The sequence below is a fragment of the Nonomuraea sp. CA-141351 genome, assembly GCF_050944675.1.
Lineage (GTDB): Bacteria > Actinomycetota > Actinomycetes > Streptosporangiales > Streptosporangiaceae > Nonomuraea.
Map to the genome: position 1 here is coordinate 1,185,767 of NZ_CP191982.1, position 20,453 is coordinate 1,206,219.

16 protein-coding genes are annotated in these 20,453 nt (G+C 71.4%); 6 read left to right on the forward strand and 10 right to left on the reverse strand.

Features of this window, described 5'->3' with window-relative positions; translation table 11 throughout:
* Positions 1-175: 175 nt before the first annotated feature.
* Positions 176-1,801 carry a cell division protein PerM gene (locus ACQPWU_RS06170; RefSeq protein ID WP_433437518.1) on the forward strand — a complete coding sequence of 542 codons (1,626 nt, stop codon included), beginning with the start codon at positions 176-178 and terminating at the stop codon, positions 1,799-1,801.
* Between the two features lie 155 nt (positions 1,802-1,956).
* Here the strand turns inward: ACQPWU_RS06170 and ACQPWU_RS06175 are convergent, their stop codons facing one another.
* Positions 1,957-2,376 (reverse strand): hypothetical protein, encoded by a 420-nt coding sequence (locus tag ACQPWU_RS06175; RefSeq protein WP_360682783.1) that lies wholly within the window; start codon positions 2,374-2,376, stop codon positions 1,957-1,959.
* Between the two features lie 74 nt (positions 2,377-2,450).
* On the opposite strand from ACQPWU_RS06175, the gene purN reads away from it, so the two are divergent.
* The 3 genes from purN to ACQPWU_RS06190 all read left to right on the forward strand — a co-directional run bounded on the left by purN (position 2,451) and on the right by ACQPWU_RS06190 (position 5,696).
* Positions 2,451-3,059, forward strand: a complete 609-nt coding sequence (gene purN, locus ACQPWU_RS06180) for a phosphoribosylglycinamide formyltransferase (RefSeq protein ID WP_433437521.1) — start codon at positions 2,451-2,453, stop codon at positions 3,057-3,059.
* A gap of 17 nt (positions 3,060-3,076) precedes the next feature.
* The gene (purH, locus tag ACQPWU_RS06185) at positions 3,077-4,615 is read left to right on the forward strand and encodes a bifunctional phosphoribosylaminoimidazolecarboxamide formyltransferase/IMP cyclohydrolase (RefSeq protein ID WP_433437524.1); all 1,539 of its coding nucleotides are present in this window, start codon (positions 3,077-3,079) and stop codon (positions 4,613-4,615) included.
* A 904-nt stretch (positions 4,616-5,519) separates the two neighbouring features.
* Positions 5,520-5,696 (forward strand): hypothetical protein, encoded by a 177-nt coding sequence (locus ACQPWU_RS06190; RefSeq protein WP_433437526.1) that lies wholly within the window; start codon positions 5,520-5,522, stop codon positions 5,694-5,696.
* Between the two features lie 118 nt (positions 5,697-5,814).
* Here ACQPWU_RS06190 and ACQPWU_RS06195 read toward each other — a convergent pair whose 3' ends face one another.
* From ACQPWU_RS06195 to ACQPWU_RS06205, 3 genes are all read right to left on the reverse strand, one after another.
* Positions 5,815-6,717, reverse strand: coding sequence for an ROK family protein (locus tag ACQPWU_RS06195; RefSeq protein ID WP_433437529.1), 903 nt, complete (start codon positions 6,715-6,717; stop codon positions 5,815-5,817).
* On the reverse strand, positions 6,717-7,592 hold the full coding sequence (locus ACQPWU_RS06200; RefSeq protein WP_433437531.1) for a DUF7158 domain-containing protein: 876 nt from the start codon (positions 7,590-7,592) through the stop codon (positions 6,717-6,719). The genes ACQPWU_RS06195 and ACQPWU_RS06200 overlap by 1 nt, the downstream gene beginning before the upstream one ends.
* 272 nt (positions 7,593-7,864) lie before the next feature.
* On the reverse strand, positions 7,865-12,133 hold the full coding sequence (locus ACQPWU_RS06205; protein WP_433437533.1) for a glycoside hydrolase family 38 C-terminal domain-containing protein: 4,269 nt from the start codon (positions 12,131-12,133) through the stop codon (positions 7,865-7,867).
* Between the two features lie 223 nt (positions 12,134-12,356).
* Between ACQPWU_RS06205 and ACQPWU_RS06210 the strand changes: the two genes are divergently transcribed.
* Positions 12,357-13,205, forward strand: coding sequence for a bifunctional methylenetetrahydrofolate dehydrogenase/methenyltetrahydrofolate cyclohydrolase (locus ACQPWU_RS06210; RefSeq protein ID WP_360682801.1), 849 nt, complete (start codon positions 12,357-12,359; stop codon positions 13,203-13,205).
* Between the two features lie 94 nt (positions 13,206-13,299).
* On the opposite strand, the gene ACQPWU_RS06215 is transcribed toward ACQPWU_RS06210, so the two are convergent.
* The 6 genes from ACQPWU_RS06215 to ACQPWU_RS06240 are packed head-to-tail and all read right to left on the reverse strand — an operon-like array spanning position 13,300 to position 19,580.
* Positions 13,300-14,760 carry a benzaldehyde dehydrogenase gene (locus ACQPWU_RS06215; RefSeq protein WP_433437536.1) on the reverse strand — a complete coding sequence of 487 codons (1,461 nt, stop codon included), beginning with the start codon at positions 14,758-14,760 and terminating at the stop codon, positions 13,300-13,302.
* A gap of 10 nt (positions 14,761-14,770) precedes the next feature.
* Complete coding sequence (locus ACQPWU_RS06220; protein WP_433437538.1) at positions 14,771-16,357, reverse strand: thiamine pyrophosphate-dependent enzyme; 1,587 nt, start codon at positions 16,355-16,357, stop codon at positions 14,771-14,773.
* Complete coding sequence (locus ACQPWU_RS06225; RefSeq protein WP_433437541.1) at positions 16,354-17,124, reverse strand: ABC transporter ATP-binding protein; 771 nt, start codon at positions 17,122-17,124, stop codon at positions 16,354-16,356. Before ACQPWU_RS06225 ends, ACQPWU_RS06220 begins: the two co-directional genes overlap by 4 nt.
* On the reverse strand, positions 17,117-17,866 hold the full coding sequence (locus tag ACQPWU_RS06230) for an ABC transporter permease (protein WP_433437543.1): 750 nt from the start codon (positions 17,864-17,866) through the stop codon (positions 17,117-17,119). The genes ACQPWU_RS06225 and ACQPWU_RS06230 overlap by 8 nt, the downstream gene beginning before the upstream one ends.
* Positions 17,863-18,642, reverse strand: coding sequence for an ABC transporter permease (locus ACQPWU_RS06235; RefSeq protein WP_433437546.1), 780 nt, complete (start codon positions 18,640-18,642; stop codon positions 17,863-17,865). The genes ACQPWU_RS06230 and ACQPWU_RS06235 overlap by 4 nt, the downstream gene beginning before the upstream one ends.
* Positions 18,639-19,580 carry an ABC transporter substrate-binding protein gene (locus ACQPWU_RS06240; protein WP_433437548.1) on the reverse strand — a complete coding sequence of 314 codons (942 nt, stop codon included), beginning with the start codon at positions 19,578-19,580 and terminating at the stop codon, positions 18,639-18,641. Before ACQPWU_RS06240 ends, ACQPWU_RS06235 begins: the two co-directional genes overlap by 4 nt.
* Before the next feature lie 101 nt (positions 19,581-19,681).
* On the opposite strand from ACQPWU_RS06240, the gene ACQPWU_RS06245 reads away from it, so the two are divergent.
* Complete coding sequence (locus ACQPWU_RS06245; protein ID WP_433437550.1) at positions 19,682-20,452, forward strand: IclR family transcriptional regulator; 771 nt, start codon at positions 19,682-19,684, stop codon at positions 20,450-20,452.
* Position 20,453 lies beyond the last annotated feature (1 nt).

The window sequence follows — 20,453 nt, forward strand, 5'->3', positions numbered from 1 at the left end:
TAACGGCGCACCCTGGGCCGCCTCCATGGCGACTCCGTGGGCCGTCTCCCGCGGCGGCCGAACCCCCTGAGCCGCCTCCGTACCCGCGAACCGGGAGCTTTCGTGGTCACAAAGTGGGCGAGGGGCGGCGCGTCAACCAAGCGCTGGTCGTGAAACCTTGAGAAAATCGCCTACTGTGACGGCGATTCTCGACCAGTTGCGCACTGCCCCCCGGTCGGTGCTCGGCAAGCTCCCCGGGGTCTCGAGCGATGACGACGAGACGAGGCGGCCGCTACCCGTGTCGGGGATGCTGGCCGCCGCCTGCACACTGGGCGTCGGGTTGGCCGCACTCACCACGCTCACCCTCGTCGGCTGGATCGCCGCGCCGCGCGGCACGCTGGGGGCGGGGCTGCCGGGCGTGTTCCGCACCGCGGCGCAGCTCTGGCTGGCGGCGCACCACGCCGGGTTCGCGATACCTTCCGGACGGGTCGGGCTGCTGCCCCTGGGGCTGATGATCCTGCCTACTGTGCTGCTCTATCGCGCCGGCCGGTGGATGGCACGCGATGCGGACCTGCGACTGCGGTTGCCCGCCCGGCTGCCGAAGAACAGCCCGAAGGAGCAGGCCGGGGCCCGCCGGCGGGCCCAGTTCGCCCTGGTGGTCCAGGCCGGGGTGTCACTGGCCGCCCCGTACGCGCTGCTCGCGGGGTTGATCGCGCTCGCGGCGAGCAACGAGATCACCCAGCCGTACATCGGCGAGGCGCTGCTCAGCCACTTCGTCCTGGCGTTCCTGGCGGGGGCGTTGGCGACGGCGCGGATGATCGGCCCCTGGCGGGTGATGCTGCGGCTGCTGCCCGAGCGGATACGCGCGCTCACCGTCGGCACGGCGGTCGCCACGACCGTGCTGCTCGTGGCCGGGCTCGCGCTGGTGCTGCTCGCCGTCGTGCTGAACTTCGGGCAGGTCAAGGAGCTGTCCAGCGTGCTCTCGCCCGGATTCGTCGGCGGGGTGCTGCTGCTGTTGCTGCAGGTGCTCTATCTGCTGAACGCCGTCATCTGGGCCTCCTCCTACATCGCCGGGCCCGGGTTCGCGATCGGGGCCGACACCCTGGTCGCACCCACCGGGGTGCAGCTCGGCACGGTGCCGAGCCTGCCGCTGCTGGGGGCCTTGCCGGAGAGCGGGACGGTGCCGGGGTGGATGATGGCGGTGATCGCGCTGCCGTTCGCGGCGGGGGCCGTGGCCGGGGTGATGGTGGCCAGGATCTCGCCGTCGCCGTCCTATGAGGCCGCGCCGCTCTGGGGGTTCCTCAGCGGGGTCGTCACCGGCCTCGTGGCGGGGGTGCTGGCGGCGTTGTCCGGCGGGCCCATCGGCGGCGGCCGGCTGGCCACGGTGGGGCCCTCGCCCTGGGAGGTGGCGCTGTCGGTGGCGCTCGAGGTCGGTGTGGCCGCGGGCATCTCCGCCGGCGTGACCAACCTGCTGCTGCTCAACAAGCGCGCTCGCGCGCCGCTCGACAAGGCGGCCGCTCCTGTGCGCAAGGCCGGGGCCGCCATCGCCAAGGCGGCGAGCAAGGTGGGTCTGGCCGAGTCCGACCCACGACCGCTGCCCGGCCACTGGATGGACGCCACCGAGGCCGACACCCAGGAGATCCCGGTCATCAGGGACGACTGGCAGGACGAGCACGCCTCGGCCGAGGCGGAGACCCTGGCCCAGGCCCGCCCGCGTCCCCCGGAGTCGGCCCGCCCACCGCGCAAGGACATCGTGGACGAGTCGGACGACCGCGGCGGCCATGTGATCTACGTCGACCCGTACGCCTGGGACCGCGACTAGGCCGCACGTCCTCCACGTACGCTCAGCGCTCCATCCGAGGCGGCGCCCGGCGACACACCCGGGCGCCCGCGCGTCGCCTCTTCCGCGCCCCGCGAACGTCGTCCCTGCCCCACGGACCCGAGCCCGGGGCATCTGCCCCCGGGACGCGCCCCCGGCTACGGCTGCATGGCCCCGAGCATCTCCAGCACGTCGGCGGGGAGCTTGCGCTGTGCCGCCTCCCTGAACTGCGCGAAGCATTCGCCCTGCGCGGAAACGGTCCCCGCGCCCTTCATGCACTCCTGGTAGGCCGAGTATTCGTCCATCAGGTACAGCTGCATCCCCGTGGCCAGGGCCGACAGCGCCAGCGCGATCGAGGAGATGGTGATGCCGCCCACGGCGGCGCCCATGGACCGGCCCGAGGCCTTCAGCAGCGGGAACGCCCGGATCCCGGCCATCAGCGCGAACAACGCCATGACCAGTCCGGCGAGCGGCAACATGAACGTCATGGCCAGCGCTGCAATGGACAACCAGATCGCTCGGCGGCCCGCCGAATCAGCGGGCTGCTGGCCTGCCGGTGCCTTCACCGGTGTCGACACCTGACCTCCTCTGCGTCGCCGGACGAGGAACCGATAGCCTGTCAGCCCCACCCTGTTTCCTTTTTGGAGTGCGCGTGTCTAAGGCTGGGCGGCTCGTCGTCCTCGTCTCCGGCTCTGGAACCAACCTACAGGCCCTGCTGGACGCTTCTGCCGACCCGTCGTACGGGGTTCGCGTGGTCGCGGTCGGCGCGGACAGGGATGGGATTGAGGGGCTGGCCAGGGCAGCGAGGGCGAACGTACCAACTTTTGTTGAAAAATTGGGCGATTACGCGACACGGGCGGAGTGGGATGCCGCCATCGCGGCCAGGATCGCAGAATACGAGCCTGACCTGGTGGTGTCGGCGGGCTTCATGAAAATTTTGGGTCCGCCGACGCTGGACGCCTTTCCCGTGCTGAACACCCATCCGGCGCTGCTGCCGTCGTTCCCCGGCGCGCACGGCGTGCGGGACGCGCTGGCCCACGGGGTCAAGGTGACCGGCTGCACGGTGATGCTGGCCGACGAGGGCGTCGACAGCGGGCCGATCATCGCCCAGGAGGCGGTTCCCGTACTCCCGGACGACGACGAGACGGTCCTGCACGAACGCATCAAGACCGTCGAGCGGCGCCTGCTCGTCGACATCGTCGGCCGGATGGTCCGCGAGGGCTGGACGGTCAGCGGACGTATCGTCCGCATCGGCAACTAAACAGGAGGGGAAAGCACGTGACTCGCATCGCCATCCGGCGCGCGCTGATCGCTGTCTACGACAAGTCCGGGCTCGAGGAGCTGGCCAGGGCCCTCGACGGCGCAGGGGTGGAGATCGTCTCGACCGGTGGCACGGCCGCCGCGATCTCGTCCTACGGGATCCCGGTGACGAAGGTCGAGCAGCTGACCGGGTTCCCGGAGTGCCTGGACGGGCGGGTCAAGACGCTGCACCCGCGCGTGCACGCCGGGCTGCTGGCCGACGTCACCAAGCCGCACCACGTCGCCCAGCTGGAGGAGCTGGAGATCGACCCGTTCCAGCTCGTCGTGGTGAACCTCTACCCGTTCCAGGAGACGGTGGCCTCCGGCGCGTCCGACGAGGAGTGCGTCGAGCAGATCGACATCGGCGGGCCCGCCATGATCAGGGGCGCCGCCAAGAACCACAACACCTGCACGGTCGTGGTCGACCCCGCCTTCTACGGCGACGTGCGCGACGCGCTGGCCGAGGGCGGCTTCACGCTGACCGAGCGCAGGCGGCTGGCCGGCATCGCCTACGCGCACACGGCCTCGTACGACGTGGCTGTGGCGAACTGGTTCGCGCGCACGCACGGGGACGGCGAGTTCCCCGAGTTCACGGGGGCCACGTACGAGCGCAAGGCCACGCTGCGGTACGGCGAGAACCCGCACCAGCGCGCCGCGCTCTACACGGGTGGCGCGAGCGGTCTGGCCAACGCCGAGCAGTTGCACGGCAAGGAGATGTCGTACAACAACTACCTCGACTCCGACGCCGCCTGGCGGGCCGCCTGGGACTTCGCCGAGCCGTGCGTTGCCATCATCAAGCACCAGAACCCCTGCGGCATCGCCGTCGGCGCCGACGTGGCCGAGGCACACCGCAAGGCGCACGCGTGCGACCCCGTGTCGGCGTACGGCGGCGTGATCGCCGTCAACCGCGAGGTCACGGTCGAGCTGGCCAGGCAGATCTTCGACATCTTCACCGAGGTCGTCATCGCGCCGTCCTATGAGGCGGAGGCGCTGGAGGTGCTGCGGGGCAAGAAGAGCCTGCGCCTGCTGCGCTGCCCCGAAGGGCCGTCGCGGCAGACCGAGTTCCGCGAGATCGACGGCGGGCTCCTGGCGCAGACCGTGGACAAGGTGGACGCGCCCGGCGACTCGGCCACGCAGTGGGAGCTCAAGACCGGCGCGCCTGCTTCGCCCGAACAGCTGGCCGACCTGGAGTTCGCCTGGCGCGCATGCCGCTCGGTGAAGTCCAACGCCATCCTGCTGGCCAGCGACAGGGCGACCGTGGGCGTGGGCATGGGCCAGGTCAACCGGGTGGACTCGTGCCGTCTGGCGGTCGCGAGGGCGGGGGACCGGGCGGCTGGTGCGGTCGCGGCCTCGGACGCGTACTTCCCGTTCCCTGACGGGGCGCAGGTGCTGATCGACGCCGGCGTACGGTTCATCGTGGAGCCCGGCGGCTCCATCCGGGACGAACTGGTCATCGAGGCCGCCGAGAAGGCTGGAATCACCCTCTACTTCACCGGCACCCGCCACTTCTTCCACTAACCCGGGCACCCGGGCCGCCCTTACCCGGGCACCCGGGCCGCCCTTACCCGGGCACCCGGGCCGCCCTTACCCGGGCGCCCGGACCGCCGTTACGCAGCCACTCAGCCCGTCCCACCACTTGGGACTCGGGTCGCCCGCTACGGGACGCCTGGATCGGGGATGGCCCGCCACCACGGACACGGGTCGCGGGTCGCGGGCTGTGCCTGCGTGGCGCTCGGGTGATCGGCTACGGGGCGTGCTGGCGTGCCACTGGGAGACGGGTCGGTGGGCCGCGGAGCCTCCGGGTTGTGCCTGCGCGGCGCTCGGATGATCGGTTACGGGGCGTGCCACGGGGAGACGGGTCGGTGGGCCGCGGAGTATCCCGGTCGTGCCTACGCTGCGCTCGGCGACCCGCTACGGGACGGGGGCGCGTCTGTGCGCCTCGGGGAGACGGGTCGTGGGCCGAGGGCACCCAAGTCGTGCCAAGGCTGCGCTCGGCGACCCGCTACGGGTGTGGGGGTCCGCCACCGTGGGCCCTGGGTTGCGCGCTATGGGAGACCCGGGCTGCCGTTACGAGGCGCCCCGACCCGCCCCCTACGAGGTGCTCGGACCAAGGCGGCGGCCCTCCGTAGGGGGCTCGGGCCGCCCATGACGGGCCCCCGGGCATGCCCGCCAAGGGCGTGTCCGCTCTTCACCCGCCACGCGGGACATGGTCGGCCGACCGCCGCTTCAGGTGGGCCGGTACATCCGGTGCAAGACGCTTGCCTCGCCCGCTCAGAGGAGCGCCTGTCCAAGGTGCGTTGATCGTCCATTAAGGGGCGACATAGCCAATCATGTCGCTCTTTAGCCGTTTTGGAGGCAAGCATTCGTGAGATGCGGTTAGCCTGATGGCCCCTTTACCTTGCTGATCCCCACGGAGTTCCCCTTGCTCGATCCGATCCTGCAGGCATTCGTCACCATGAACGGCTTCGCCACCAGCCCCTTCATCCTCGTGGTGCTCGCCTTCATCGGTGCCTACCTCGGCAGCCGTGTCGTCGAGATCATTCCGTTCACCCGCCGGATCATCGAGCGCCGCGAAGCCCAGGCCGCCGAGCGCGAGTAGCACAAGCCCCGCGGCCGGTGTGCTGCCCATTCCCACCGGTGGCTTGCTCGGCCCGTCGAGGGGGTCACAGCACTATCGGGCCGGCTACGTGCGCTGCCGGGCTACGTGCGCTGCCGGGCTACGTGCGCTGCCAGGCCAAGCGGGCGGCTCCCGCCAGGGCCGCGTGCACGCCGAGCGTGCTCTGGTGGACCCGTACCGCCCGGACGAACGCCAGCCCCGCCACGTCGTCCAGCATGCGCTCCAGCGGGTCGAACAGCACCTTCCCTGCCGCCGACACCCCGCCCCCGATGACCACCGTGGTGATCTCGACCGCGGCCGCAGTGGAGGCGATCATCCCGGCCAGCGCTCGCGCGCCGCGTTCGAACGCCGCCACCGCGACCGGATCGCCCGCCGCGGCGTCCCTGGCGAGGGCTCGCGCGTCCGCCTGCTCATCCGGGGCCGGCGACCAGCCGTTGTCCAGGGCCCAGCGGGCGAGATTAGGTCCGCTGGAGTAGCGCTCGACGCAACCCCGGCCGCCGCACTCGCACCGCTCGCCGTTGGGATCGATGGACATGTGGCCGACGTGTCCCGCGTTTCCGGTCGGCCCCAGCAGCGGCATGCCGTCGATCACCAGCCCACCGCCGATCCCGGTGGACACCACGATCCCGAGCAACGAGGCACTGTCACGTCCCGCCCCCAGCCAGTGCTCCCCGAGCGCGAAGCACTGCGCGTCGCCCGCGAGAACGGTGGGCAGCCCCGTCAGCTTCCGCACCTCCTCGCGCAGGGGGAAGCCGCGCCAACTGGGCATGTTCACGGGGCTCACTGTCCCGGTGGCGAGGTCCAGCGGCCCGGCGCACCCGATCCCGACGGCTTCCGGTGGCGGACCGCCCTCGGTCACTTCCGCGATGAGCGCCGCCAGGGCGGACATGACGTCCGTACGTGGCGTGGGCCGCGTACCGGAACGCAACACGGAACCCTCCTCGTCCACCAATGCGGCGGCGAGCTTGGTTCCTCCGATGTCAATGGCAAGTACGTAGGTCATCAATGTTTGTGGTGGTTGTCGGGCTGGCGAGGATCGCCAGGGTGTTCCAGTCCGGGCACGAGTTGGACCTTCTTGGCACGCATGTCATCCAGCCAGCGCGCGAAGGTCCTCCGCCGCGCGGCATCCAGCAGCGTCGCTCCACTCCGGTCCTGTTGGGTCGGGGCGATGGCTTGCTCCGCTGAGGTGGGTGTGTCGCATGCGGTCGGTAGGGGAGGCCTTGGTGCTGGCCGTAGGGCGGCTCCTCGCTCTTCGAAGGGGGTGGCGATTGCGACGTGCCAGCCCAAGGTGTCCTGCACCGGGCCGACCAGAGTGCCATGTGGATGGCGTCGGAGCGCATCGGCAATTGCCGCAGGCAGGGAGTCGAGCGATGCCGGGCCGAGCGAATCGAGGGCATCGGGCGTCGCGCGGTGGGCGCTCGAGTGATCAGGGAAGAGGCGGTGCCGGATGAGGTACTGCGGGGAGCGCTCGGCGGAGGCGGGGGATCGCCACTCCGGTGGGGCTTCCGCAGCGGCGGTGACGTGCTCGAACACGGCGCGTACCCACGGGTTGCCGTTGTAGGCGGCGGTGTTGATGGAGCCCAGTTCGACGGCAGCCACGCCCTCGAACGGCTCGGCCTCCACCGGATCGAGCCCCAGGTCCGATGCCACCGCTTCGCACAGCGCTTCCGTGAGGATGACCTGGGTCAGCCACCTGGCTAGTTGACGGTCTTCCGAGCTTCCGGGCACTGGCAACGTCGCGCGGAAGGGCCCGTTGCGCAGCTCGGCGATGCGTCGTTCCAGCCGCTCACGGGGAATCGGACGACCGTCGACCCACCCGGCCACCGCACCCACACCGGGTGCCGAGGCCGCGCCGGCGGCAGGCGGACGCACACGCACCGCTACCGGGCCACCTCCGGATGCGTGTGCGTGCATGGTTGCCGGGTCACTTCCCGGCGCGTGCGCGGGAGCCGCCCCCCGCCCAGCTGCCACAGGGTTCGTCAGGGAGTCACTTCCCGGCGCATGCGCGGGAGCCCTCCTCCGCCCATCTGCCGCAGGGGTCGTCACGGGGTCACTTCCTGGCGCGTGCGCGGGAACCGTCATCCGGTCGTCTCCCTCCGGATGTGTGCGGATGGTCACGGGGTCACCTCCCCCCCGGACGTACGGGGTCGTCACCGGGCCACCTCCAGGCGGATCGCCGGGCTGTACTGGCAGCGGCCGAACCACATGACCTTGGCCAGGGCCCAGGCGTGGCCGGCTGGTGCGTCCTCGGGCACCTCCACCGGGAACGACACGTCCACCGTTTCCCCCGCCGCGACCGTGAAGCCCTGGATGACCTCGGGGAGCAGGTGCCACGTCCCCCAGGGGGACGCGAGTTGGGACTCGCCGCGGATCTCGTCGGAGGTGGTGTTGGAGAGCCTCAGTACGAGGGAGGTGCTGGTGCCGGGGCGGAGGGCGAGAGCGTCGGTGAGAGGGGAGACGGACAGGCCGGTGGGGCGGGCCTCGGCGGACTTGGTGCCGCGGTCGGCCCTGGCGGACGAGGGCGGTTGGTCCTGGACCGGGAGTTCGGGGGTGCTGCCGAGGGCCACTGTGGTGACGTCTTCGATGAGCTGGCCGCCTACCGAGGTCCGGGCTGAGATGAAGTGCAGGCCCGTGGAAGGGTGGGCGCTTCCGTCGGCCGCGGGCGTGGTGGGCGGAGTCACGGTGACCGGGAAGCGGAGGTGGCCGCCCGGGGGGAGGCGGAAGGCGCGTTGGGCCGGGGTGGCGCTCCAGCCTTCCGGGACGCGGAGGGTGACCAGGCCTTCGTGGGGCTCGTCCGTCAGGTGGGATGAGAGCACCACGTCCACGTCGAAGGGCTCTCCGTCCGACGGGCTGACCAGTCCGGGGCTGATCGCCAGAGAGATCGGCAGGTAGCCGAGCGGTGCCGGGCCCTTGTTGTGGAGCCAGTAGCGGGTGAAGACGGGCTGGGCCTGCTCTGCTGTGGGGCCGAGATCCGGGGTCGACTCGGTGCCGCGGTCCGAAGGGGTGTCCGGCTTGGTGGGTGAAGTGGTGGCCACGTACGTGGCGATTTCGGAGCCGGTCAGGGGGAGGGAGGGGCCCGTGACCGGGGCGCCGGGGTGTTCCAGGAGGTCGGAGTGGGTCAGGGAGTGCAGAGGGAGGAGGGGGGAGACGATCTCCGCTGTGGAGCCCAGGCCGGTGGATTCGACCAGACGGAGCGTCACGCCTTGGCCGGGCCCGGTGGTGTGGCCGTGGGCGTGGGGGTTGCCGGTGGCCTTGAGGGTGCCCAGGAGGACGTCTCGGGCAGGGGCGAGAGTCAGGAGGGAGTGGGTTTGGGGGAGATCGCCGGTCTGGGGGGTGGTGATGGCGCGCGGGAGCAGAGGCGTGATGTGCTCCTGGGCCTTGGCGGGGAGTTGCTGGGCTCGCCAGTCGCCCTCGCCGGCGACCAGGGAGTATGAGAACTCGTGCGTCCAGTGTTGGAGCTGGAAGCCTGAGCCGTCTGGCGTCGTGCGGTGAGGTGGGTCCAGCCAGATGCCGGATGGCCAGCCCGTGCAGGAGCGCATCAACGACAGGTGTAGTGCGCCCGACGGGTCGACCGCGAAGCCGGGAAGACCGTAGGCGAGCAGGGCGACCGTGCGGTTGTCGAGGCGCTCCGTGCCCAGGGGGCACACCGCTTCGACTGTCGCGTCGCTCAGGTCTGCCACCAGGTCGGCGACCGGGCCGTTGACGATCAGGGCCGGCAGGGCGCGTACGTCGCGTAGGTCGGCGCTCGGCTGCCAGACCTCCGCGAGGGGGCGTTCGGCCGGGACCCACACTCGGGACGCGCCCGACTTCAGGGCGTCCAGGTAGGCCGGGTCTGCTCGGGAGAGGACCTCGGCGGCCAGCGGGTTGGTGTCGGGGCCGCCCAGGATGATGCGTACGTCCGGGAGGTTCGAGTCGACGTCGAGCCAGCCGTACCTCGTGCCTGGAGCGGAGGAGGTGGTGGCGGTCACGCCCACGCGGGCCAGGGCCACCACCAGGTCGCGGGCTTCGGGCGCGTCCTCCAGGGTGGGCACCACGACCTCGGCCACGCCCAATGCCCGGGCCCCCGCCTCACCGAGATCGACCTTCGCCGTGGCGGACAGGCCGAACCAGGTGTTGGCCGGGTTGTCGAGCGTCCACGGGTGCTCGGCCGAGTCCACGTCGGGGAGCGCGAAGCCGCGGCCGACCACGGCGCCGGAGACGTCGGACACCGGTAGCGCGCCATCGACGCGGGCCGGGAAGCGGACGCGGAGCAGGCGGTCGGCGCCGGTGTGGTCGAGCACGCGGGTGGTGAAGTCGATCCGGTCGGAGCCGGCCAGCAGGGTGACGGTCTGCTCGTAGGCGATCTCGCCGACCTGGCCGGTGACGGTCAGGCGCCGGCCTATCGGGCTGGCGTCGGTCCGTGCGGTGACTGCCTGCGTGTCGGCGGAGCCTACGGCCCGGCCCGTGGGGAGGAGATGCCAGGGGCCCTCGCCCATGTCCGGGTGCTGGGGATATTCGTCGTACAGACGGAGCTCGTTGCCGAGTCCGGTGAGGAGCTCCCGGCCGGATGATCGGTCGAGGATCGAGGTGAGCGCACCGCCTCGGGAGGGATCGGCCGTGACCCGCCATCGGTCGTTCTGGATGGTGATCGGGCCGATCGCCGGCGCGCCGTCGGCCACGCGTGTGGTGAGGTCCTCACCTGGGGCGGCGGCCTTGGCGGTGAGGTCTTCGGCTCGCCAGGTGGCGGGGGAGCCGTTCACTATCTGGTACGTGCGCCAGCCCATTGACGGAACGTCGCGGGCCAGGAAGGTCAGCGTGCCGTGCTCCCGGACAGCGGGGATCTCGGCGCCCAGGGGGTCGGCCAGGGTCTGCCCGGCCGGCAGGGGCACGCGGACCAGGCCGTCGCGGGCGAAGGGGAGGGTGTTGGTCACCACCACGCTCGGCGCGTCCACGCCGATCCGGCCCGTCAGCGCGGCGAGGGCGTTGCCGCGAGTGGTCGTGGCCAGGTCGTATGCCTCTCGCCAGCCGGTCAGCAGGTCGATGTAGACCTGGTCGGACTCCGAGCCGGTGATCGCGTCATGGTGGGCGCCGTAGGCCAGCTGACGCCACACCTTGTCGAGCGCCGTGTGCGGGTAGCGGCCGAGCCCGAGAAGGGCCGCGAACGTCGAGAGCCGCTCGGCGTCCAGCGCGGCCACCTCGGCGGCGCGCTGGGCCTGCTTGGTGTCGATGTACGACACGTCCTTGCCGGTGTAGATGGGGTTCATGTCGCGGGTCTGAGGACTGAACGACGACATGCCGGCGCGGACGGCGTCCAGGAAGTCCCGGGGGGTGGCGCAGACGAACCTGGGCCAGACATAGCGGCTCGCCCACGTGCGGTGGATGTCGGTGACCCACTTGTTGGGCGGGGTGTAGTCGGTGCCGACCGGGAGAAGGATGTTCTTGGTCGCGGCCACCGGTTTGAGCGAGCGGTAGAGGTCGTAGACCGCCCGGCAGGCCTCGTCCAGGGATGGCGAGGAGTCCATCCACCAGCCCGCGGAGTAGTGGCCGGGCATGTAGTGCGTCAGGACCCCCTGGCCGGACGGCGAGATCCACTCGAACTCGCTGGGAAACTGCATCAGCGCGGCGTCGTTCTTGGCCTGCTTGAAGTTTTTGCTGATCGGCCCCCACTGGTGGAACGGCCCGCGCGCCCACGCGCTGCCGGTCAGCCCCGCCGCCGCAAGGTAGCCGGGGAACTGCGGGTCGTGGCCGAACACGTCGAGCTGCCAAGCGGTGCGCGGGTCGCCGCCCAGGATGTCGCGCTGGTAGCCGATGCCGTAGACGAGGTTGCGGATCGTCGTCTCGGCGCCGGTCAGGTTGGTGTTGGGCTCGTTGTACGTGCCGCCGATCAGCTCGACCCTGCCCTCGGCCATGAGCGCGCGCAGGTCGGCCCGCCGCTCGGGGTGGGTGTCGAAGAACGGCTTGAGATAGTCGACCTCGGCCAGCACGAAACGGTAGTCGGGGTCGCGTAGCGCCAGCTCGATATGGGCCTCGACCAGCGCGAACGCGTTTCGCTCCCACAGCGGTCTGGTGGTGCCGTCGCCGGAGAGCAGCTCCCAGGGGCTGGTGTAGGCCGCCTGCGTGTTCCACCACACCGGGTCGTAGTGGAAGTGGGACACCATGTACATCGTCCAGCCCGGCTCCTCGGCCGTGACCGTGACCTCCAGCGACTCGTCGCCCAGCGTGATCACGCAGGGCACGGCGCTGCCCGGCGGCACGGACACGGCCAGGGGCACCTCGAGAACGGCGGCGGCGGGGGGCACGGTCACCGGCTCGGCCAGTCGCACGCCCTCGCCGCGCAGCTCCAGCGGCGAGTCGTGATCTCCCTGGGCAACGGTGACTCTCAGCACCTGGTGGGGCACGTCGTGGGAGCCCACGAACAGGTCGGTCGACTCTGCGGACAACAGGCGGCAAGGCAAGGGGGAACCTCCTGAGCATGTTGCTGGCGCCCGCAACACTAAGCCCTTCAAAGATCAATGACAACGATGTCAACGATTGCCTGTGGATAACTTGACCTGGGCTGCCTGGCGCCTGTGGATAACTCTTGGTCTAGACACGCTGCCTGACGATGGCGGTGTCGGTCGGGTGGCGTGCAGAAGGTGGAAGCGGACATGGAAGGATTGCGGCATGAGCGCAGTGAAACTCGACGGCAAGGCGACCGCCGCCAAGATCAAGGCAGACCTCACAGCCCGGGTGGCCGCGCTCAAGGAACGCGGCATCACGCCCGGCCTGGGCACCGTGCTGGTGGGCGACGACCCCGGCAGCCAGATCTACGTCGCGGGCAAGCACCGCGACTGCGCCGAGGTGGGCATCGCCTCCATCCGAGTCGACCTCCCGGCGACCGCCACCCAGGCCGAGGTCGAGGCGGCCGTCGACGAGCTCAACGCCTCACCCGAGTGCACCGGCTACATCGTCCAGCTGCCGCTCCCCAAGCACCTCGACACGATGGCCCTGCTCGAGCGCATGGACCCGGCCAAGGACGCCGACGGCCTCCACCCGGTCAACCTCGGCCGCCTCGTCCACATGGTCGACGCCCCGCTGCCGTGCACCCCGCACGGCATCGTGCTGCTCCTGCAGGAGTACGGCGTGCCGATCAAGGGCGCGGAGGTGGCCGTGGTCGGGCGCGGCATCACGGTGGGCCGCTCGCTGGGCCTCCTGCTCACCCGCCGCAGCGAGAACGCCACCGTGACCCTCTGCCACACCGGCACCCAGGACCTGGCCGGCCACGTGCGGCGGGCGGACATCGTGGTGGCGGCGGCAGGAGTGCCCGGCCTGATCACCCGCGACATGGTCAAGCCCGGCGCGGCCGTGCTCGACGTGGGGGTCTCCCGGGTGGACGGGAAGATCGCCGGGGACGTGGCGCTGGACGTGGCGGAGGTCGCGGGCTTCCTCACCCCCAACCCGGGCGGCGTCGGCCCCATGACCCGCGCCCTGCTCCTGTCCAACGTGGTAGAGGCCGCCGAGCGCCTCCACTGAGCCACGCAACGCTTCCAGCGGGCGGCGGGCCACGACTCCGCCGCCCGGCTGTTCGAGGAGCGGTCCACGACGGGATCGTCCCCGAGTCCACGACCTAGAACGGGTACGCGGCGACGTCCCCCTGCATGGTGACCCACTGCGTCTCGGTGAAGGCGTCGACGTTCGCCCCGGTGCCGCCGAACCGAGCTCCCGTCCCCGAGGCCCCCACCCCGCCGAACGGCGCCACGGCCTCGTCGTCCACGGTCTGGTCGTTGATGTGCACGATCCCCGTCGGCACCAGGTCGGCCAGGGCCAGGCCCTTCATCACGTCGCGGGTGAGAATGCCCAGCGACAACCCGTACTCGGAGTCCGCGGCCAGCGCCGCCGCCTCCTCCAGCGTGGAGAACGTCGTCACCGGAGCCACCGGCCCGAACACCTCCTCCGCGTACGCGGGCGCGGTCACCGGCACCCCGGCCAGCACGGTGGGCCGGTAGAACAGCCCCTCGTACGTCCCTCCGGCGGCGAGCCGGGCCCCGGCCTCCACGCTCGAGGTGACCAGCCGGTGCACCCGGTCGCGCTGCCCGGCGTCGATGAGGGGCCCGAGCGCGACCTGCCCGGTGGCGGGGTCGCCGACCGGAAGCCCCGCGGCCTTGGCGGCGAGGCGCTCGACGTACTCCTCGGCCACGGCCTCGTGCACGAGGTGCCGCCCTGAGGTCATGCAGATCTGCCCCTGGTGGAAGAACGACGCCCACGCGCCCGCGGACACGGCAGGACCCAGGTCGGCGTCGTCGAACACGACCAGCGCCGAGTTCCCGCCCAACTCCAGGTGCACCCGCTTGAGCAGGCGCGCCGCGGCCTCGCCGACCTTGCGCCCGGCGGCGGTGGAGCCGGTGAAGGAGATCACGGGGATGTTCGGGTCGGCGACCAGCGCCTGACCGGCCTCGGGACCGCCGGGCAGCACGTGCAGGAGCCCGCTCGGCAGCCCGGCCTCCTCGAAGACCCGCGCGATCGCGAACCCGCCGCAGACGGCCGTACGCTGGTCCGGCTTGAACACGACCGCGTTCCCCAGCGCGAGCGCCGGGGCGACCGACCGGATGCCCAGGATCAGCGGGAAGTTGAACGGCGCGATCACCCCCACCACCCCGACCGGCACCCGCCGCGCGAAGCTGAGCCGCTTGCGGGCCGTCGGCAGCACCTCGCCGAGGGGCTGCGAGGCCAGCGCCGCCGCCTCGTAGCACTCCTGCGCCGCCACGTGCGTCTCGAACCCGGCCTTGCCCGGCACGCCGCCGGACTCGCGGACGATCCAGTCCTGGATCTCCTGCTCGTGCTCCTCGAACAGCCGCCCGGCCCGCCGCAGCAGTGCCGCCCGCTCCTCGTACGGCGTCGCGGCCCACGCCCGCTGCGCGGATCGAGCCCGTACGGCGGCCGCCGCCACGTCGTCGGCGCCGGCCGTGCCCGCGCGGCCGAGTTCGTTGCCGGTGGCGGGCTCGATGACCGGGGCATCACCGGCCCGCGAGGCCGTCCATCCGCCGTCGAAGATCTGCCCCGTCCAGATCTTGGGGTCAAGGAACGTCATGGTGAGCCTCCTAAGGCTGGAAATCCGGATCCACGGTCACGGTCACGTCGAGCAGCAGCGGCTCCTCGCGGGTGGAGAGCGACGGCAGTACCTCGTCCAGCGCCGCCGTCAGCTCGTCGTACGCGTCCACCCGTCTGGCCGGGCACCCCAGTGACCTGGACAGGCCGCCCATGTCCACCTCGGTGAACGGCGGCCACGGCGCCTTGCCGCCCTGCTTGTCGGCCAGCCGGTCCATGACCGCGTACCGGCCGTTGGCGAGCACGACGAACAGCGCGCCCACCCGGTAGTGCGTGGCGCTCCAGAGGGCGTGCATGCCGTAGAGCGCCGACCCGTCGCCCACGACCGCGACCACGGGACGGCCGGGGAGCGCCATCCGCAGGCCCACCGCGGCGGGCACGGCGAACCCCAGCCCGCCCATGGCCGCCGACAGGAAGCCGAGCGGGGTCCTGGCGGGCACGAGCCGGTGCAGGTCGGGGCGGGAGGACGGGGTCTCCTCGATCAGTACGGTGTCGGCCGGCAGCCGCAGGCCCAGCTCGCGCAGCACGTGCGCCGCCCGCAACGGCCGCCCTGCCGCTGGCAATTCGGGAATGTCGGGTACGTCCGCCAGCCGTACGGCCGGGGAACGAGAGGGAAGCAGCGCGGCCAGGCGAGCGCAGACGGCCGACGGCGACGCGAGGTAGGCCAGGGAGGCCGGGCTCCGATGCGCCTCGGCCGGGTCGTCCGTCACCACCGCGACCGACGTCCCCGGCGCCACCAACGGACCGGGCGCGTACGGGTACTGCCGGAACACCGGAGCCCCCACCGCGAGCACCACGTCATGCGAGGCCAGCACCTCCCGCAGCCGGCCCCGGTCGGCCGGCAGCACCCCGGCGTACTGCGGATGGTCCTGCGGGAACCCGGCCCGCCCGCCGAACGACTCCTGGAACACCGGACACCCCAGCCGCTCGGCCAGCAGGACCAGCGACTCCCATTCCGCCCTCGCGCCCGCGACGATCGCCGGGGACCGGGCCCCCGACAGCAGCCCCACCAGCGGCGCCAGGTCATCGTCCGAGACGCCGGCAGGCCGCGCCACCCGAACGGGCGCCGCCACCGTCGCCGAGGCGAAGGGCGCCTCCCAGTCGTCCATCGGCACCACCACCAGCGCGGGCCCGCGGAAGGTCGTGGCCTCGTGGAAGGCCCGCGCCACCGCCCCCGGCACGTCCTGCGCCCGCACCGGCTGATCGACCCACACCGGATAGTCCCCGGCCAGCCCGGCGAGCCTTCCGGTCAGGAACGGCTCCAGTGCCAGATGCCGCCGATCCTGCTGCCCGACCAGGATCACCAGCGGCACCCGGTTCACCCGGGCGGTGGCGATCGCGCCCACCGCGTTCCCCAGCCCTGCCGTGGTGTGCAGGACGGCCAGCGCGGGCGCCTCATGCCCGATCGCCCACCCCGTGGCCATCCCCACGACCGACCCCTCGTGGAGGGCGAGCACGAAACGCAGGTCGTCCGGCAGCCCGGTCAGCAGCGTCACTTCGGTGGAGCCGGGATTGCCGAAGATCGTGGTCAGCCCGTACTGCCTGAGCACGTCGAACGTGGCGTCCCTGACCGTGGTCATCGCTCGCCCCTCGCCCGCTGGATCTGCCGGTAGACGTGCCCGCGCAGCTCCCCGAAGCGAGGCAGCGACCGGGTCGTGAGCTGATCGCGTTCGGGGGGCAGGTCGACCTTCAGGTCCTCCATGATCACGGTCGGCGACGAGGACAGCACGATCACCCGCTGCCCCAGGTACACGGCCTCGTCGATGTCGTGGGTGACGAACAGCGTGGTCACCCCGAGGTCCCGCCACAGCCGCAGGATCAGGTCCTCCAGGTCGGCCCTGGTCTGGGCGTCCACGGCGGCGAACGGCTCGTCCATCAGCAGCACCTGCGGCTCGTACGCCACCGCCCTGGCGATGGCCACCCGCTGCTGCATGCCGCCCGACAACTGCCAGGGATGGGCGTCGGCGGCGTCGCCGAGTCCGACGGCCTCGAGCGAGTCCGAGACCAGCGAACGCCGCCGCGCGGCGGGCACCTTCTTCTCCTTCAGCGGCAGCTCGACGTTCTGCCGCACGGTCATCCACGGGAACAGGCTCCGGCCGTACTCCTGGAAGACCACGGCCATGCGCGGCGGCGGCCCGGTCACGATCGCGCCGTCCACCCGCACCTCGCCCCCGCTGACCGGCAGCAGCCCGGCGACGCACCTCAGCAACGTGGTCTTGCCGCACCCGGAAGGCCCCACCATGCACACCAGCTCACCGGCGCCGACGCCGAAGGTGATCGAGCGGATCGCCTCCACCCGGCGCCCCGGGCTCTCATAGACCTTGTTCAACGAGGAGATCTCAAGCACGGGCGGCTCCACTGCCGTAGTACCAGGACAGCACCCGCCGCTCCACGCGGCGGAAGAGGAAGGACAGCGCCAGGCCGAGCAGCCCGAGCAGCAGGATCCCGCTCCACATCTCGGCGATCTGGAACTGCCGCTGGAACACCACGATCGTGAACCCCAGCCCGCTGGAGCTGGCGAACATCTCGCTGATGACCATGAGGATGATCCCGATGGACAGCGCCTGCCGCAGCCCGGTCATGATCTGCGGACTGGCGCCGCGCAGCACGAACCGCCGCAGTCTGGACGCGCCGCGTACGCCGTACATGCGGCAGGTGTCGGCGAGGACCTCGTCCAGCGCACGTACGCCCTCCACGGTGTTCAGCAGGATCGGCCACACGCAGCCGGACACGATGACCAGCACCTTCATGGGGGTGTCGATCCCGGCCAGCAACATGATCAGCGGCACCAGCAGGGGCGGCGGGATGGCCCTGAAGAACTCCAGCACCGGCTCCAGCGTGGCCCGCAGCCGCCACGACGACCCGATCAGCACGCCGAGGCCCACTCCGAGCAGCCCCGCAAAGGCGTACCCCGCCAGTAGCCGCCCGACGCTCGGCAGCACGTCCTCGACCAGGCGCTCCGAGAACCAGGTCTCGGCGAACGCCTGCCCCACCACGCCGGGGCTCGGCAGGTAGAACGTGCTCCCGCTGACCGCCCACCAGACCAGCACCAGCAGCACGGGCAGGGCGAGCAGCCTGATGACTCTCATGCGGCCACCTCCGACCGGACGCTCGGATGCCAGGCCAGCACTCTCCGTTCGAGCAGCCGCACGACCACGTTCACCCCGATGCCCACCAGCCCGGCCAGGACGATCAGCGCGTACACGGTCGGGACGGCCCCGCTGCTCTGCGCCACCTGGATCTCGGCTCCCAGGCCGGGGCTGCCGATCACCAGCTCCGCCGTCACCGCCAGGATGAACGCCACCACCGCCGCCAGCCTGAGCCCCGTCATGACGTACGGCAGCGCCGTCGGCCACACCAGGTGCCTGACCCTGGACCAGGCCGACAGCCCGTACGACCTGGCGGTGTCGAAGGCCACGGAGTCCACCGACGCGACGCCGTACAGGACCTGGATGAGCACCTGCCAGAACGACGCGTACACCACGAGCATGAGCGTCGAGCCGAGCGACGGCCCGAACAGCAGCGTCGCCAGCGGCACCAGCGCGACCGACGGGATGGGCCGCAGGAACTCGACGGTGGAGTTCGTCAGCGCGCGCAGCCCCGGCACGATGCCGATGACCACCCCCGCCACGACCGCGGCGCAGAACGCCAGCGCCAGCCCCAGCGCCCAGCCGCGCATGGTCTCGCCGAGCGCGATCCACAGCTCGGGCGTGGCCAGCTCCGCGGCGAGCGTGCCCAGGATGCGCGAGGCGGGCGGCAGGAACCGCTCGTCGACCAGGCCCAGCCGCGGCACGGCCTCCATCAGCGCCAGCAGCCCGCCGAGCCCGGCGAGGCCGTACCCGATCCTCGTCAGCGCACCGGTCACGGCACCAGCGCCGATACGTCGGCCTTCTGCTTGAGCACCCCGTCCGCCAGCGCCAGGTCGGCCACGGTCTGCACGGACGCCTTGTTCACCTCGACGGGCCACTTCGGCAGGTAGATCTTCGCGATCACCTCAGGGGCGATCTTGGTGTACGTCTTCAGCACCTCTCTGACCTCGTCCGGATGCGAGTCGGCGTACTCAAGCGACTTACGCATCGCCGCCGCGAACCGCTTGGTCAGGTCGGGGTCGGTCCGGCTCGTGGTGAAGTACATGGCGACGGTCAGGTTGGGTGCGGCGTCGGCGAAGTTCCAGGCCACGGGGCGCGCCCCCTGACTGATGGCCTGGCTGACGAACGGCTCGACCACCCAGATGGCGTCCACCCGGCCGCTCTGCAGCGCCGCGGGCGCGTCGGGGAAGGGCAGCTCCACGAACTGGATGCCGGTGGGGTCGCCTCCCGCGTTGCGCACGGAAGCGCGTACGGTCGTGTCGCCGATGTTCTTGAGCTGGTTGACCGAGATCTTCTTGCCCGCCAGGTCCTTGGCCGTCTTGATCGGGCTGTCCTGCTTGACCAGCACCGCGCTGAAGTCCTTGCCCTGCTGGCCGGTGGAGGAGACGCCGTTGGCGACCACCTTGACGTCGAGGCCCTGCTGCTTGGCGGTCAGCAGCGAGGTCGTGTTCGCGAAGGCGAACTGGAACTGCCCGCTCACCGCCCCCGAGATCGCCGCCGCGCCGCCCTGGACGGGAGTGATCGTGAGGTCGATGTTCTGCTCGCTGAAGAAGCCCTTGGCCTTGCCGAGGTGGATCGGAGCGGTGTCGACGATCGCGATCACTCCGGCGTTGACCTTGTCTGCTTGCCTGGCCTGCCCTGGCGAGGCGGCGGGTTGCGTGCCGCCGCAGGCGGCCACGAGTAAGGCGGCGAGGACGATGAGAGAGCGACGCACGGTTGCTCCTATTTGTTCGCAATGCGCACATGTATTCTCTGACCGAACAGCCCCGTATCGCGGAACTTACGCCTTTGTCCGCCCATGTCAAGGGGATCACGATGGTTGATCATGTGCAGTCGCTGGCCCGGGGGCTCGCGGTGATCCGGGCGTTCAGCGCCACGGAGCCCCAGCTGACGCTCAGCCAGGTGGCCCGCGCGACCGGGCTCAGCAGGGCGGCGGCCCGCCGGTTCCTGCTCACGCTCGAGGACCTCGGGTACGTGCGCAGCGACGGGCGGCTGTTCGCGCTCACGCCCCGGGTGCTGGAGCTGGGATACGCGTACCTGTCGAGCCTGTCGCTGCCCGAGGTCGCCGATCCGCACCTGGAACGCCTGGCGGCCGAGGTGCACGAGTCGGCCTCGGTGGCGGTGCTGGACGGGGAGGACGTCGTCTACGTGGCCCGGGTGGCGACGGCCCGGATCATGCGCGTGACGATCAGCATCGGGACCCGGTTCCCCGCCTACTGCACGTCGATGGGGCGGGTGCTGCTCGCCGCCCTCCCTCCGGCCGAGCTGGACGCTTACCTGGAGCGGGCCGGGCTGCGCCGTCTCACCTCCCGCACGATCGTGCTGCCCGCGGCGTTGCGCGCGGAGCTGGACAAGGTGCGGGAGCGAGGGTGGGCGATGGTGGATCAGGAGCTGGAGGAGGGGCTGCGCTCGATCGCCGCGCCCGTCCGCGACCGGTCCGGCCGCACGGTGGCCGCGGTGAACGTCTCGACCCACGCCAGCCGCACGACCCTCCAGGCGGCCCGGCGCGACCTGCTCCCCCCGCTGCTGGCCACGGCCGCCAAGATCGAAGCCGACCTGGCCGCCTTGTCGGTCGCCCGCGCCTGAC